The 15322-nt window shown below is 61.4% G+C and carries 15 protein-coding genes and 2 pseudogenes; 13 read left to right on the top strand and 4 right to left on the bottom strand.

The window, feature by feature from the left end:
• Positions 1 to 150 precede the first annotated feature (150 nt).
• The 8 genes and pseudogenes from N2600_RS06725 to N2600_RS06690 all read left to right on the top strand — a co-directional run bounded on the left by N2600_RS06725 (position 151) and on the right by N2600_RS06690 (position 8811).
• Positions 151 to 1026, top strand: coding sequence for a MurR/RpiR family transcriptional regulator (locus N2600_RS06725; RefSeq protein WP_222387266.1), 876 nt, complete (start codon positions 151 to 153; stop codon positions 1024 to 1026).
• A gap of 92 nt (positions 1027 to 1118) precedes the next feature.
• Complete coding sequence (locus N2600_RS06720) at positions 1119 to 3053, top strand: bifunctional 5-dehydro-2-deoxygluconokinase/5-dehydro-2-deoxyphosphogluconate aldolase (RefSeq protein WP_260110532.1); 1935 nt, start codon at positions 1119 to 1121, stop codon at positions 3051 to 3053.
• A gap of 192 nt (positions 3054 to 3245) precedes the next feature.
• Positions 3246 to 5096, top strand: a complete 1851-nt coding sequence (gene iolD / locus N2600_RS06715; RefSeq protein ID WP_260110531.1) for a 3D-(3,5/4)-trihydroxycyclohexane-1,2-dione acylhydrolase (decyclizing) — start codon at positions 3246 to 3248, stop codon at positions 5094 to 5096.
• A 167-nt stretch (positions 5097 to 5263) separates the two neighbouring features.
• A complete protein-coding gene (gene iolE / locus N2600_RS06710) occupies positions 5264 to 6181 on the top strand; it encodes a myo-inosose-2 dehydratase (protein WP_260298480.1) in 918 nt (305 codons plus the stop codon).
• A gap of 190 nt (positions 6182 to 6371) precedes the next feature.
• Positions 6372 to 7169, top strand: a complete 798-nt coding sequence (gene iolB / locus N2600_RS06705; RefSeq protein WP_260298479.1) for a 5-deoxy-glucuronate isomerase — start codon at positions 6372 to 6374, stop codon at positions 7167 to 7169.
• A gap of 89 nt (positions 7170 to 7258) precedes the next feature.
• Entirely contained in the window at positions 7259 to 7486 is a 228-nt protein-coding gene (locus N2600_RS06700; protein WP_162119002.1) for a DUF1127 domain-containing protein, read from the top strand.
• A 164-nt stretch (positions 7487 to 7650) separates the two neighbouring features.
• Positions 7651 to 8486 (top strand): annotated as a pseudogene (locus N2600_RS06695) (helix-turn-helix transcriptional regulator).
• A 163-nt stretch (positions 8487 to 8649) separates the two neighbouring features.
• Positions 8650 to 8811, top strand: coding sequence for a hypothetical protein (locus tag N2600_RS06690; RefSeq protein WP_222387270.1), 162 nt, complete (start codon positions 8650 to 8652; stop codon positions 8809 to 8811).
• Positions 8812 to 8855: 44 nt separating this feature from the next.
• On the opposite strand, the pseudogene N2600_RS06685 reads toward N2600_RS06690, so the two are convergent.
• Together N2600_RS06685 and N2600_RS06680 are read right to left on the bottom strand one after the other, a co-directional pair.
• Positions 8856 to 10222: pseudogene (locus tag N2600_RS06685) on the bottom strand (MATE family efflux transporter).
• 85 nt (positions 10223 to 10307) lie between these two features.
• Positions 10308 to 10748: a glyoxalase superfamily protein gene (locus tag N2600_RS06680; RefSeq protein WP_017963646.1), complete on the bottom strand. Its 441-nt coding sequence runs from the start codon at positions 10746 to 10748 to the stop codon at positions 10308 to 10310.
• Between the two features lie 354 nt (positions 10749 to 11102).
• Here N2600_RS06680 and N2600_RS06675 point away from each other — a divergent pair, with 354 nt between their 5' ends.
• On the top strand, positions 11103 to 11435 hold the full coding sequence (locus tag N2600_RS06675; protein ID WP_162118999.1) for a hypothetical protein: 333 nt from the start codon (positions 11103 to 11105) through the stop codon (positions 11433 to 11435).
• Here the strand turns inward: N2600_RS06675 and N2600_RS06670 are convergent.
• On the bottom strand, positions 11386 to 11637 hold the full coding sequence (locus tag N2600_RS06670; protein ID WP_026154081.1) for a hypothetical protein: 252 nt from the start codon (positions 11635 to 11637) through the stop codon (positions 11386 to 11388). The genes N2600_RS06675 and N2600_RS06670 overlap by 50 nt on opposite strands.
• A gap of 90 nt (positions 11638 to 11727) precedes the next feature.
• Here N2600_RS06670 and N2600_RS06665 point away from each other — a divergent pair, with 90 nt between their 5' ends.
• Positions 11728 to 12594 (top strand): LysR family transcriptional regulator, encoded by an 867-nt coding sequence (locus N2600_RS06665; protein WP_260298477.1) that lies wholly within the window; start codon positions 11728 to 11730, stop codon positions 12592 to 12594.
• A gap of 133 nt (positions 12595 to 12727) precedes the next feature.
• Here N2600_RS06665 and N2600_RS06660 read toward each other — a convergent pair whose 3' ends face one another.
• Positions 12728 to 13174: a baeRF12 domain-containing protein gene (locus N2600_RS06660; protein ID WP_170261289.1), complete on the bottom strand. Its 447-nt coding sequence runs from the start codon at positions 13172 to 13174 to the stop codon at positions 12728 to 12730.
• Here N2600_RS06660 and N2600_RS06655 point away from each other — a divergent pair.
• The 3 genes from N2600_RS06655 (at position 13161) to N2600_RS06645 (ending at position 15254) form a co-directional block, all read left to right on the top strand.
• A complete protein-coding gene (locus N2600_RS06655; protein ID WP_020486063.1) occupies positions 13161 to 13313 on the top strand; it encodes a hypothetical protein in 153 nt (50 codons plus the stop codon). The genes N2600_RS06660 and N2600_RS06655 overlap by 14 nt on opposite strands.
• 319 nt (positions 13314 to 13632) lie before the next feature.
• Positions 13633 to 14034: a PilZ domain-containing protein gene (locus N2600_RS06650; RefSeq protein ID WP_170257633.1), complete on the top strand. Its 402-nt coding sequence runs from the start codon at positions 13633 to 13635 to the stop codon at positions 14032 to 14034.
• Between the two features lie 104 nt (positions 14035 to 14138).
• Positions 14139 to 15254, top strand: coding sequence for a pyridoxal phosphate-dependent aminotransferase (locus tag N2600_RS06645; protein ID WP_170257634.1), 1116 nt, complete (start codon positions 14139 to 14141; stop codon positions 15252 to 15254).
• Positions 15255 to 15322: the final 68 nt, after the last annotated feature.

Genomic DNA, 15322 nt, shown 5'->3' with positions numbered 1-15322 from the left:
AGGACCTGCTCGCAGGCATTTCTACGCTCTTCCCGAGCAGATTGTTTAAAAGCCTTCAATTACAGGGGATTAAAAACAATTAGCGGTGTCGTTTGAAATCGTTTATGTTCGATAATATGGAATATTTGTTTCATCTCGTGAGCCGTAAGCATGGATAACGATCCCCAGAGGCACGCGCGTGTGCCGCGCGATTTCGAAAGCCTGCGTAGCGCCATCATCGAGCGCAAGGCGAGCATGCCAAAGCGGCTGGCGCAGGTCGCCGCCTTCGCGCTCGGCAATCCCGACGAAATCGCCTTCGGAACGACGGCAAGCATCGCGGCAGCCTCCGACGTCCAGCCCTCGACGCTGGTGCGCTTGGCGCATCATCTGGGTTATGGAGGCTTTTCCGACCTGCAGAGCATCTTTCGCGAAAGATTGCGGGACCGGACGCTGAGCTACGAAGAGCGCCTCGTCACGCTCGAGCAATCGAACGGCGACGATGAGGACGCCAATCTGCTCTCCGGCTTCATTGCCGCGGCAAACCAGTCGGTCAACCGGCTGGCGGCGACGGTGCAGAGCGATACTTTCACCAAAGCGGTGAATATCCTTGCTAACGCCGAGACGATCTATCTGATCGCCAAACGGCGCTCTTACCCTTTGACGGCGCATATGACCTACGCTTTTTCCAAGCTCAACATCCGTCATCAGATCGTCGCCTCGCCAAACGGCGTCGACCCTGAAATGGTGCAGTTCGCAACACCGAAGGATGCAGCGATCGCGGCGAGCTTCTCGCCCTATGCGGCCGACAGCCTCAGCCAGAGCCAGGATCTTGCCGACCGCGGCGTCCCCGTCATCGCGATCACCGATTCGGCCTTCTCGCCGCTTGCCGCCTGCGCCACGCACTGGTTCGAGGTGGCGGAGGCCGATTTTGCCGGCTTCCGCTCGCTTTCGGCCTCGATGGCGCTCACTATGGCATTGCCGGTTGCAATCGCTGAGCGGCGGCGCAAGGATCAGCAGTCAAAACCTGTAAAAGGCAAAATGGAATAAACATTCCGAATTGACAAAATATCGGAACCGATGTTTCATTATTGAAAATTCGCAGGCACTGGAAGCCGCGCAAAATCTAGCGGGAGGACATCATGGTACAATCGAATCCGGGTTCACAGCCGGAGCCGGCGCTTGATGTGATCACCATCGGCCGTTCCTCGGTCGATCTTTACGGTCAGCAGATCGGTTCGTGGCTGGAGGATATCGGTTCCTTCGCCAAGTCCGTAGGTGGCTGCCCGGCCAATATCGCCATCGGCACGGCGCGGCTCGGCCTCAAATCCGGCCTCATCACCCGCGTCGGTGACGAGCAGATGGGACGTTTCATCCGCGAGCAGTCGGCACGCGAAGGCGTGGCGACAGACGGCATCGTCACCGACAAGGAGCGGCTGACGGCGCTGGTGCTGCTGGCGGTCGAGGCCGAGGGCGTGTCGCCGATGATCTTCTATCGGTCGGACTGCGCCGACATGGCGCTCGATGAAGGTGATATCGACGAAGATTTCATCAGATCGTCGCGCGCCGTTCTCGTTTCCGGCACGCATTTCTCCCGGCCGAATACGGAGGCCGCACAACGCAAAGCTATCCGCATCGCCAAGGCGAACGGCCGCAAGGTGATCTTCGACATCGATTACCGGCCGAACCTCTGGGGCCTTGCCGGCCATGCGGAAGGCTTTGAACGCTACGTAAAATCCGACCGGGTCTCCTCGAAGATGAAGGAGACGCTGCCGGATTGCGACCTCATCGTCGGCACCGAAGAGGAAATCCTGATCGCTTCCGGCGCCGACGACGTGCTCGGCGCACTGAAGGAGATCCGCCGGCTGTCGCCGGCGACGATCGTGCTCAAGCGCGGCGCCATGGGCTGCATCGTCTATGACGGGCCGATCGCCGACGATCTCGAAGCCGGCATCATCGGCCAGGGTTTCCCGATCGAGGTCTTCAACGTGCTGGGCGCCGGCGATGCCTTCATGTCCGGCTTCCTGCGCGGCTTCCTGCGCGACGAGCCGCTGAAGACCTGCGCCACCTGGGCCAATGCCTGCGGCGCCTTCGCCGTCTCTCGTCTGCTCTGCTCGCCGGAATATCCGACCTGGGCGGAACTCGACTTCTTCCTGACGACCGGCAGCAAGCACCGGGCGCTGCGCAAGGACGAGGCGCTCAACCATATTCACTGGGCATCGACCCGGCGCGGCGAAATCCCGCTTTTGATGGCGCTGGCGATCGACCACCGTTCGCAGCTCGTCAGCGTCGCCGATGAGCTCGGCGTCGGCCATGAGAAGATCGTCGCCTTCAAACGGCTGGCGGTGGCGGCAGCGGCGCGGGTTTCGAACGGCCGCGACGGCTACGGCATGCTGATCGACGAACGCTTCGGCCGCGACGCTTTCTTCGATGCGGCGACGAAGAATTTCTCTTGGATCGGCCGGCCGGTGGAATTGCCGGGCTCGAAGCCGCTCCGCTTCGAATTCAGCCAGGATATCGGCTCGCAGCTTGTGGAATGGCCGCTCGGCCATTGCATCAAGTGCCTGTGTTTCTATCATCCCGATGATCCGGCTGAATTGAAGACGGAGCAGCAGGAGAAGCTGCGGACGCTGTTCGAGGCCGCCCGCAAGGTCGGCCGCGAGCTGCTGGTGGAGATCATCGCCGGCAAGAACGGGCCGCTCACCGACGATACGATCGCGACCGCGCTGGAGGAGCTCTATGCGCTCGGCATCAAGCCGGACTGGTGGAAACTGGAGCCGCAAGCATCCCGTGGAGCTTGGAAGAAGATCGATGCAGTGATCGCCAAAAATGATCCATGGTGCCGCGGTATCGTGCTCCTGGGGCTCGAGGCGCCCGCCGACGAGCTGATCTCCTGCTTCGAGGCGACGCTGGCGGCTCCCTCCGTGAAGGGTTTCGCCGTCGGGCGGACGATCTTTGCCGATCCGGCGCGCGCCTGGCTTTCAGGCGAAATGAACGACGAGGAAGCGATCGCCGATATGGCCGGCCGCTTCCGGCACCTGACAGAGGCGTGGTTGAAGACGCGCGACCTCGACTGAGAATTAAGACCCCTCCCCAACCCCTCCCCACAAGGGGGAGGGACTTAACCCGGAGCACCGCCTCACGCCATCAGCAAGCTTCCCTTTGGAGGAGACGTTGCGGCGATTAGAGAGCCCGGCAGGTTAGCCCTCCTCTTGTGGGGAGGGGTTGAGGAGGGGAAAACGCGAAAAGAAAGATTGCGGGAGGACCCGATGGGCAAGACGATACGGTTGACGATGGCGCAGGCCGTCGCGCATTTCCTGAAAGCACAGATGACGATCGTCGACGGCAAGAAAGTGCCGATCTTCGGCGGCGTCTGGGCGATCTTCGGTCACGGCAACGTCGCCGGCATCGGCGAGGCACTCTATCAGGTGCGCGAGGAATTGACCACCTATCGCGCTCACAACGAACAGGGCATGGCGCATGCCGCAATCGCCTATGCCAAGGCGAATTTCCGAACGCGCTTCATGGCCTGCACGAGTTCGATCGGCCCCGGGGCGCTGAACATGGTGACGGCCGCCGGCGTGGCGCACGTCAATCGTATTCCCGTTCTCTTCCTGCCGGGTGACGTCTTCGCCAACCGCGCGCCGGATCCGGTGCTGCAGCAAATCGAGGATTTCAGCGACGGCACGGTTTCGGCCAATGATGCCTTCCGTTCGGTTTCGCGCTATTTCGACCGCATTACCCGGCCCGAGCAGATCATCATAGCGCTGAAGCGCGCCATGCAGGTCCTGACCGATCCCCTCGATTGCGGTCCGGTAACATTGTCGCTCTGCCAGGACGTTCAGGCAGAAGCCTTCGATTATCCGGAAAGCCTGTTCGATGAAAAAGTCTGGACGACCCGCCGGCCGCAGCCGGATGCAGACGAGTTGGCGAATGCCATCGCGCTGATCAAGGCGTCGCAGAAGCCGGTGATCGTTGCCGGCGGCGGCGTGCTCTATTCGCAGGCGACGAAGGAGCTTGCCGCCTTTGCCGAGGCTCACGACCTTCCCGTCGTCGTCACCCAGGCCGGCAAGTCGTCGATCAACGAAACCCATCCGCTGGCGCTCGGCTCGGTCGGCGTCACCGGCACGTCGGCGGCGAATGTGATCGCGGAGGAGACGGACCTGGTCATCGCCGTCGGCACGCGCTGCCAGGATTTCACCACCGGCTCCTGGGCACTGTTCAAGAACGACAGCCTCAGGATGATCGGGCTCAACATCGCCGCCTATGACGCGGTGAAGCACGACAGTTATCCACTGGTGACTGACGCCCGCGAAGGGCTGAAGGCACTGTCGGCAGGGCTTTCGGGCTGGAAGGCGCCGGCAGCCCTCGTCGAGAAGGCGGCTGCGGAGAAGAAGGTCTGGATGGAGGCAGCGGACAGGGCGATGGCGACGACCAATGCCGCCCTGCCCTCCGATGCGCAGGTGATCGGCGCGGTGGCGCGCACGCTCGGCGGCGAAAATACGACGGTGCTTTGTGCTGCAGGCGGCCTTCCCGGCGAATTGCACAAGCTTTGGCCGGCGACGGCGCCGGGCAGCTATCACATGGAATACGGCTTTTCCTGCATGGGCTATGAGATTGCCGGCGGGCTGGGCGCCAAGATGGCACATCCCGAACGGGATGTCGTCGTCATGGTCGGCGACGGTTCTTACATGATGATGAATTCCGAGATTGCCACCTCGGTCATGCTTGGCCTCAAGCTCAATATCGTCTTGCTCGACAATCGCGGTTATGGCTGCATCAACCGGCTGCAAATGGGAACCGGCGGTGCCAACTTCAACAATCTGCTGAAGGACTCCTATCACGAGGTGATGCCGGAGATCGATTTCCGCGCGCATGCCGAAAGCATGGGCGCCATCGCCGTCAAGGTCGCCTCGATCGCCGAACTCGAGCAGGCGATCGCCGACTCGAAGAAAAACGACCGCACCTCGGTCTTCGTCATCGACACCGATCCGCTCATTACCACGGAGGCCGGCGGCCATTGGTGGGATGTCGCGGTGCCTGAGGTCAGCCCGCGCGAACAGGTCAACGAAGCGCGCAAGGGCTACGTCGAAGCACGTGCTGCCCAGCGCATCGGCTAATCTACTGCATAATTCCTTAATCGGGACCGATTTAAGGACAAAATTATGCAGCAATTCGAGGTGCTACAGCGTCCTTTGCGCGTCTGAAAAGGCGCGCGGCACTGTGGTGCTATCATTTCTCGGAAGAGCGTCCCGGCTCTTCCGCAATGCTTTTAAGGAGAATGTTGATGAAGGCCAAACTCGGCATGTCGCCCATCGCCTGGTGGAACGACGATCTTCCTGAGCTCAGCGACGATGTGTCCCTGGAGGAATGCCTGCGGCAATCACGCAGTGCCGGCTTTACCGGCATGGAAAAGGGCCGCCGCTTCCCCGACGATCCCGAGGTGATGCTGCCCATCCTTCGCGCCGCCGACGTCACGCTGTGCGGCGGTTGGTTCTCGGGCACGCTTGTTGACGAGGAGCTTGCCGCCAACAAGGACCGTATCGCGCCGATGATCGAACTGTTCAAGGCCGTCGCCGCACCTTGCATCGTTTATGGCGAAGTCGGCCGCTCCATCCAGGGCGACCGCTCCAAGCCGCTCGCGACCAAGCCCCGTCTTTCCGATGACGAGATGAAGGCCTATGCGCACCGCGTCACCCAGTTTGGAGAATGGTGCGCCGAGCGGGGCATGCCGCTCTCCTACCACCATCACATGGCCGCCGTGGTCGAAACCGAGCCGGAACTCGACGCCTTCATGCGCCATTCGGGCGAAGGCATCCCGCTGCTGCTCGATGCTGGGCATTTGGCCTTTGCCGGCGGCGATGTGCTGCGCGCCATCGAAAACCACCACGCCCGGATCAACCATGTTCACGTCAAGGATATCCGCAAGCCGGTGGTGGATGGGCTGGATCGCAGCCGGCAGTCCTTCCTCGATGCGGTGGCGCTTGGCGCCTTCACGGTGCCGGGCGACGGCTCGCTCGATTTCGCCGCCATCGTCCAGCGGCTGGCCGACCACGGCTATGAAGGCTGGTTCGTTGTCGAGGCCGAACAGGATCCGCGCAAGGCTCCGCCGCAGAAAATGGCCGAGATCGGCCACGCCGAGTTGATGCGCGTCATGACGGCTGCTGGTTATACCGTCGAAACGGAAGGCTTCCCCAAGGGATAGCGAGTACAAGATCCCTCCCCAACCCCTCCCCACAAAGGGGAGGGACTTAACTTGGCACCGCCCACACCAGACAACGGCCACCTTGCGAAAGGAACACCGTAATATGGGCGAGACAGCACGGGAGGTTAGCCCCTCCCCCTTGCGGGGAGGGTTGGGAGGGGAATTTTCCAACTCAAGAGGAAAAACACCAATGCCAAATCTCAAGGTGAAACCGTCCGGCACCCACGGCCGCGTCACGCATGTCACCCCGGAAAATGCCGGTTGGACCTATGTCGGCTTCGATCTGCATCGAATGAAGCCGGGCGAGACCGTTTCGGGGGAGACGGGCGATCGGGAGGTCTGCCTCGTCTGGGTGACAGGCAAGGGCACGGCGTCCGCCGGCACCAAGGATTTCGGCACGCTCGGCGGCCGGATGAACCCGTTCGAAGGCGCTCCGCATGCGCTCTATATCCCTATGGAATCGACATGGTCGGTGACGGCGGAGACCGATCTGGAGCTCGCGGTCTGCTCGGCACCTGGCGGCGGTACCTATCAGGCAAAGGCTATCCCGCCCGGCACGCATCCGCAGGTGACGCGCGGCAAGGGCACGAATGTGCGCTACGTCAACAATATCATGCCGGAGGACGACAGTTCGGCGCATTCGCTGCTGGTCGTCGAGGTGATCACGCCGGGTGGACACACCTCCTCCTACCCGCCGCACAAACATGACCGGGATGACCTGCCGAACGAGAGTTTCCTGGAAGAGACCTATTACCATCGGCTCAACCCGCCGCAGGGCTTCGCTTTCCAGCGCGTCTATACCGACGATCGTTCGCTCGACGAAGCGATGGCGATCGAGGACGGCGATGTGACGCTGGTGCCGAAGGGCTATCACCCCTGCGCCGCCTGCCATGGCTACGATCTCTACTACCTCAACGTCATGGCCGGACCGCAGCGGATCTGGAAATTCCACAATGCCGCCGAGCATGAGTGGCTGCTGAAAGCGTAAGCGTCGCCTCCGATCGCTAAATAATCTGACAGCGCGAAACCGCCGCTGATGGTTCACTGCCTCCATCCAAACACGGATGGAGGATCACCATGCACAGCTCGAATTTTACGATACCGGCCCGAAATACTCGCTCTTCGCGCTCTATACGGCCCGGCCTTTTTCTTGCGATCATCACCGCTGCCCACTGGCTGGCACGCAAGGTGAGCGAACGACGCAACCTGAATGCGTTGATGGAACTTTCCGATGAGCAGCTGAAGGATATCGGCCTTTCCAGGGGGCAAACGGAAAGCGACGTTCACGTCTATAGTCGTTACTGAAACGTCAGGGTGATACCATGCCCTACAGCGTAGCCCGTCTTTTCAGACGCGCAAAGAACGCCGTAGCATTTTGAACCGCTGCATAATTCTTTCAATCAATCCCGATTTAGGGAATTATGCAGTCGGTCGCCTCGTCGGGCGGCCCGTCTGACCCGGAACACGCAATGTCGCAGTTTTCAACAGCGCCGCTCCTGAAAACGAAGACGGTCACCATTCGTGACATCGTCTGCAATGGCGAGTGCCGGCACAAAAGCGACGAGGAATGCGCCCACAGGACGAGCCTCGTCTATCCCTATCGCGGGGTCTTCATGCGGCATGTCGGCCGCAATGATGCGGTGGCCGAAGCCAATCAGGTCTTGTTCTTCAATGCCGGCCAGGGATATCGGATCAGCCATCCCATCGAGGGAGGTGACGCCTGCATCGATCTGGCGATCGACAGTCCATGCTCGAAGAGCTTACGCCGAAGGAGCAAGTGCAGCCCGGCCCGCCTTTTGCCTTCCGCCGCCAGCGCCGACGGATCGATCCGCGCGCGCAGGCCCTGGTCGCTCTCCTGCGTCATGGTCTCAGCCGCAACGTCGCCGAAACGCTGGAAGCGGAAATATTGGCGCTGACGCTCGTGCGCCGTTCGCTGGGCGAGCGCACATCGCATGCCGCGGGCGCCAGCGCCGGCCGGCAGAAACTCGTCGACCGGGCAAAGCTGGTGCTTTCCTCCGAGCTCGCGCGGCGCTGGACGCTCGGGGAAATCGCCTCCGAAGTTGGCGTCTCACCCGTTTATCTCACCCAGGTCTTCCAGCAGGTCGAGGCCACACCGCTCTATCGCTACCAGCTGCGGCTGCGGCTTGCCCGCGCGCTTGATCTGCTCGGCCAGTATGAGGATCTGACGGCGCTCGGGCTTGATCTCGGATTTTCCAGCCACAGCCATTTCAGCGCTTCCTTCAAGCAGTCCTTCGGGCAGACTCCGGCCGAATTCCAGCGAGCGGCGCAACTGCGGCGCAGGTGAAAGCCTACAGCGCCGTCATGTCTTTTCAAGAACCGTAAGGGACACTGCAGCACTTTGAATTATGCAGGAGGTCGATCGCTAAAGATTTCGACAGCGGCAATGCAGTGTTCGATGTCTTATGAGCCTGTCCCGATCGCGGGACGATCAACCGGAGGATCACCAGATGAAGAAGACCACATGCGCCGCCTGCGACTGCGAACTCGGCGCAGAGACCATTACCGTCAAGCTCGGCGGCAAGACTGTCGAAGTCTGCTGCCAGGAATGCGCCGAGGCGCTGAACGAGGCGGAAGCCGCGACTTCGGCCGCTTTGAGCGGCAAGAAATAGACAATGGCAGGAAAAGCCGCGCTGGTGAGTGCGGCTTTTCCATCTCAGGTTGGTAAAAGCCCGTAGCGCCAGCCACGGCGTTTCGCATTCTGCGACAGCACCGGGAAGGCAAGGATGAACATGCCTGCCTCGGCAACGACCGGCACCATCCAAATTCCCTGTTCGCCGAAGACGAAGGGCAGCAGGAAGGTGAGCGGCAGGGTGAGCAGATAGGGCCGCGATAGGCCGAAGATCGCCGCGCGCGGCGCATCACCGATCGACTGGAAATAGGACGACAGGATCAGCATCTGCCCAAAGAGAAAATAGGCGCCGATCGTCCACGGAAGAATTCGCCTGACCTCGGCAATGATCGCCGGATCGGCAACGAAGACGGCGCCGAGGCGGCCAGCCAACACCTCGACGGTGATCTCCACCAGAGTGCAATAGACGAGTGCTGCGAGCATGGCGATCTGCAGACTGCGGCCGACGCGGAGCCCGAGGCCGGCACCGTGATTGTTGCCGGCGATCGTCTGCAGCGCGATGCTGAGGCCGAGCAGCGGCAGGTAGGTGAATGTCATGATCCGGGTGATGATCCCGTAGGCGGCCACCGTCGCGACGTAATCATGCGTGCTCCAGAGCAAGACGTTGATCAGAATCGCGGCCGAGGCCAGCGATATGCCGATGAAGCCGAGGCTCATCGGCGCGCCGAAGGCGACGATGCCGTGCCATTCGGCAAGAGCCACCCCGGGGGAAGGCCTGAGTGCCGCCGGCCGGCGCCAGCGATAGGCGAGCACGGCTGCGAGACAGAGGAATTGCGACGCGATGGAGCCGGCTGCCGAATTGAGCACACCCCATGCATCACCGCCATGAACAGCCAATTGGCGAGGATGTTGAGCAGCGAGGCCGATAGCGTCACCAAGGTCATGAAACCGATCTTGCCTTCGCAGCGCAATCCGTCGAGATGCAGCGACAAGAAGAAGCTGACCGGCGCACAAGCGATCAACGCGCCCATGAACAGCATGGCGCTATGGGCAACAGTGGTATTGCCGGCAGCACCGGCATCGATGACCTGCCGGCCCACCGTCCAGTAGACCAGATTGAGGATGAGGGTGACGGCAAGCGCCAGCGCATGCGCACTGGCAAACACCCGACGCGCTCCATCGCGATTGCCGGCGCCGAGCCGGCGGGCGAGGATGCTCGCCATGCCGTTGGAGACCAGCGATTGCAGGGCGACCAGCAGCATCAGCCCGGGGAAAATCAGGCTGACAGCAGAGAGCGCGTCCGGGCCGACATAGGCGCCGAGGAAACAGGCGTCGACGACGGTGAACAGGCCGTTGACGGTGGTGATCGCGACGATCGGTGCCGCCGTTTTGATGAAGACGCCCGGCAGCCAGCCGGTGAGAAAGGTATTGCCTTCAGAAAGATCGGTCATGGAGAAATCCGTGCGATAGGAGGCAGGGTCCGATCCGGCTTAAAAGTCATGCGGATCCGGAGGGCCTCAAAAGGATAAAAACAATCTAGAGATCGAGCACCAGATGCGGCACGCCGTTCGAGGTCTTCCTCGGCGAGACGCCGTCGGCATCGATCTGCGCGTTCACACGCCGGCGAAAGGCCGAGAAGCTCTCGAAGGTAACGACATCCACCGGCTCGTCGAAATGGATGGTGATCCTGTGCAGATCGCCGCCCGGCAGGGCCGAAAGCGCCAAAACTTCGCCGGTGAACGGCTGATTGAGATAACGGCCGCGAATATGCGCGCCGACGAAGAGCGGCGTCTTCGGGCTAGCATTGGGCTTTGCCGCAAGGGCTGCAAGCGTATTCCAATCGCGCGCGCCATGCTGGCGGGCAATCATTTCCAGGGCCGCACTGTGGGTCAGCGGGGTGCCGCGATCGTTCATCGCCTGGCGCAGGCGCTTGGCCTGAGCCTTCAATTCGTCAATGGCAGGATAGGTCGTCGTCATGGACTGAGCCTTCGGAAGGCATGCTCTTCGACTGCGGATGGGAGCTCGCATTGCCGCCAGTCAGCATGCACAAAGGGCCGTGACCATGATCGCGAGGGCTTCACCATGGATTTTCATCCGCGAGCGGCCGGTGCCTCGAACCGGCCTTTGTATGCGCGAACGCCGCCGACATGTCAAGAATGGCGCATCTGCCTTGGGAATGCGCAACTTTGGGGCAAATCTGCACGAAATCGGTGCGATTTTCCCGCGGCTTTTACATAAGCATCCAATCTTAACGGTGTTCTTTAGCAAATGTCAGCATTCTTCAGCTAATATCCTGTCGTATTACAAGCGGAGGCTAAAAGGGCCTTTCAGATGCACCTCGACACAGAACACCCCAAGCCGGAACGTGCTTACAGGGAATTCAATCTCGACAGGCCCGGCAACATCATCTTCGTCGGCCATCACCTCAGCACCGGAACGCAGCTGCGCTGCCTGATCCGCACGATCACGCTTGCCGGCGCATTGCTCGAAGTCAGCCCGAACCTGGAAATGCCGAGCCATTTCTTCCTCGAAATCCTCGGCATCCATGACGAGATCGGTGCGACCGTGGTCAAGCGCGAGGGCGAATTGGTGACGATCAGCTTCAACATGCTGATCAATCCGGAATTCCTGCACCACGTGTTGCGATTGAACTTCGAAAGCTGAGGCTTTTTCCGATCCGTGAATCATCACGGCGCGTCGCCTTCGTTTCGCCGCCCCGTCTTGCGGCGAGACGCGCGATTGCCGGAACGGCCCAGAGAAATCCGCGCCACTCCGGCCTATCTAGCGGATCGGCCAAGGGATCGCGGCGGATCCGGCGATTGCGGATTTCGATCCCCCTGAAGAGAACAACCCAGTTGAGAAGCATTGCTTCATCCTCCATCTATTGCTGGAGCACTTGAGCTAAGCCTTCGCGCCCTCTCGATGTAGAGGCGCTGGGGAAAGGGGGTTTTCATCCGTGAAAGATGCGAGCTGGGACGACCTGCAACTTTTCTTCCATGTTGCCACCGGCGGCGGGCTTTCTGCGGCAGCAGTGCGTACCGGGCTCAGCGCGCCGACGATCGGCCGGCGCATGCTGGCGCTCGAACGGGTGACGGGCCGATCGCTGTTCAGCCGCGGTCCCACCGGTTATCTGCTGGCGAAGGACGGGCAGGAGCTGCTCGATCGCGTCCGGCTGATGCAGGATGCGGCGCGTGCGATTTCCGACTGGCGCGGCGAGGTGCTGACACTGCCGATCGTCTCGACGGCCGCCGACAGCTGGACCTCGCGCTTCGTCGCCGACCATCTGTCTAGCGTCTGGACGCCGAAGGACAGCTTCCGCATGTGCTACAAGACTTGCGATGCGAGCGTCGATTTCACCTATCGCGAGGCGCATATCGCCATTCGCCACAGCCAGCCGGAGAGCGGCAACGTCGCGATCCGCCGTTCGGTCAAGGTGGTGCATGCGGCTTATCAGGCGGCCAGCTATGACCCGGCCAACTGCAATTGGATCTCGCTCGGCACCGATACCGCCATCACGCCGGCGGACAAATGGACGTTCGAACAGCCGAATTCCTGGATCACCAGCTGGACGAACACGCCGCATATGCTCTTTTATCTGATCCGCGGCGGTGCCGGCCGCGGGGTGCTTCCCTGTTTCATCGGCGATCAGGAGCGCAAGCTTGTCCGCGCCGGCCCTGTCATCGACGAACTGACCTACGAGATGTGGATCGTTGCGCATGACGACGAACGGCAACGGCCGGAGGTCAGGACCGTCATCGACCGCCTGGCGGCGCTCTTTGCCGATCATGAAGAGCTGTTTGCCGGGCAGAGACCATCGGCATGACACCAAAACGCGGGCCTCTCGACAAGCGGTTCCTCAGGGTGCCGCTAGAGCGGGTAACCGCCCTACCCTTCTGTTTCTACGCAATTCCGGACGGAAAATCGCTTCACACATTTCCTGGAATTGCTCTAACGGCTCAGGCGGCGAGATGCCGCTCGATCTCGTCGACCGGCATATTGGTATAGTCCTTTGCCACTTCCGCGGTGATCACCGCCTGCGTATCGGCGCTGAGGGCGGGCCGCAGAGCGCCGAGCGCCTTCGGGGGCGCAACGAGGATGATGCGGTGGGCATCCCGCTCCGTCGCCAGTTCGTCCAGCCTTTCCGCGACCTGTTTCAGAAATTGGGCTTCGGCCTGATCCTGCCAGTTGGTCTCCTCGACAGCACTGCGGCTGAAGCCATCGGCTGCATGGCTGCGGCCGGGCTTGTCGGCGCCGATCTCGCGATCGGGCTCACTCGGCTGCGTTAGAGTTTCCAGCACCTTCAGATCCATCAATTGGGCGTCGCCAGCATTCTGCATGATCAGAGCCTTGGCTCCGTTGCAGACCACGACCCATGATTTCGAAGGGATTTTGACGTCGGTCATCTTCAACTCCTCGCTGTCGTCATTTGAAGCGCGCCGTGCCTCATCGATCAAGGCACAACGCTCGGCCATTGAAAGAGTTCGGGAAAATTGCGCCGAAATCGAACGGCTGGCGATCCGCTCGGCCTTTGCTCTTGTGTGACGGATACTGCTCGGCCTTTCTTGCCCACAGCATCTGTCGCAACCGGCGGGGTGCGCTGATTCACCGTCAGATTTTTGGGCCGAAACGGCAATTCGGCAGGGAAGCCTGCGTCCTGATAATGGACAGGAGGGCGTCCCGCACAAGAACAAAGTTTGAGCTCGTTAAATTTGTAATTTTATATTTGACGAATGCGCAAAAGATTCATGTGACCTTGGTTCGGAGCAAGACCAGCTTGCTCGGGATGAAGACCAGCTTGCTCAATTGACCGCCTGATTGAGATCACAGACCCCAAATGCGTCCTGACTGACGGAGAATGTGAATGACTATGCTCCGCGCTACACACCTTGCCACGGTCAAGTCCGCTGTCTACGACCTGCGCTGGGAAGAATTCATCGTCAAGCGCCCAGCCCGCATCGTCGCCGTGCGGCCGTGCCTGACTGGCGTCTCGATGAGAAGCGCCGAGATCATCGATATCTCCCAGGGCGGCGCCACCTTCGTCGTCTCGACCACGGCCGGTCTGCCGAAGCATTATTATCTCAACATTCTCGGCCTCGCCTATCGCATCGGATGTGCCGAGGTCTATCGCCACAAGGAACGCATTGGGGTGCGGTTCATCAACATCATGGATCCCGAGGTTCTGCGCCGCGTCGTGCGCACCGATTTCCTCGTCGGCAACATGGAAGCAATCGCCGCCCGACGCGCGCCGATCTTCCGCGCGTGAACCGGCCCATAACAAGCTTGTTGCAGAAATAATCTTGCTTGCGTTGGCCGTGCCCGGGCCTATTGTTGCCCCGACTGTCAACATGTCCGGGAAACCGCCTTCGCATGTCCGCCTTTTCGCGCTTCACACCTCTTGCCAGCGCCCTGCCCTCCACAGTTCCCTTCGTCGGTCCCGAGGCCATCGAGCGCCAGCGCGGGCTTGCCGTCCTGGCGCGCATCGGCGCCAATGAGAACGGCTTCGGCCCCGCGCCTTCCGTGTTTGCTGCGATGCGCGAGGAGGCCGGCAATATCTGGAAATACAATGATCCGGAGAATTTCGCGCTCAGGGAAGCGCTTGCCGCCCATCTCGGCGTCTCGGCCGCCAATATCGCTATCGGCAGCGGCATCGACGAATTGCTCGGCCAGATCGTCCGGCTGGTGATCGAACCGGGCGGGCCCGTCGTCACCTCGCTCGGCGCCTATCCGACCTTCAACTTCCATGTCGCCGGTTTCGGCGGCCGGCTGGTGACCGTTGCCTACGCAAACGACCGCGAGGATCTCGATGGTCTGCTCGATGCCGTGAAGCGCGAGAATGCGCCGCTCGTCTATTTCGCCAATCCTGACAATCCGATGGGAAGCTGGTGGGATGCCGACAGCATCGTCGCCTTCGCCCGGGCGCTGCCAGAGACGACACTGATGGTGCTCGACGAGGCCTATAGCGAGACGGGGCCGGCAGGGTCGCTGCCGTCGATCTCCTCGCTCATCGAGATGCCAAACGTCGTTCGCACCCGCACCTTCTCCAAGGCCTACGGACTTGCCGGCTCACGCACCGGCTACGCGATCTCGACGGCAGGCACGGCGCAGGCCTTCGACAAGATCCGCAATCATTTCGGCATGAACCGGCTGGCGACCGCGGCGGCGCTCGCGGCGCTGAGGGACCAGGCCTATCTCGTCGAGGTGGTCGGGAAAATCCATGCGGCGCGGGAGCGGATCGGCGGCATCGCCCGGGCGAACGGCCTCATCCCCCTGCCCTCGGCAACAAATTTCGTGGCAATCGACACAGGGCGCGACGGCTCATATGCGCGGTCGATCGTCGACGGCCTGATAGAGCACGGCGTCTTCATCCGCATGCCCGGTGTGGCGCCCCTCAACCGCTGCATCCGCATCAGCGTCGGGCCGGAGGCGGACATGGCGCTACTCGAACAGGCTCTGCCGCAGGTTCTGAAAAAGATCGGCGGATAAAACAGAAGAACCGCGGCCGTGGAGGAAATCCGGTCACGGTTCTCTTCTCCCGGCGTCGGCCCTGTCCA

This window comes from Rhizobium sp. WSM1274, assembly GCF_025200775.1.
In the GTDB taxonomy this organism is placed as follows: domain Bacteria; phylum Pseudomonadota; class Alphaproteobacteria; order Rhizobiales; family Rhizobiaceae; genus Rhizobium; species Rhizobium leguminosarum_I.
The sequence above is the reverse complement of the archived record's forward strand: the minus strand, read 5'-3'. Positions and strand labels throughout refer to the sequence as shown.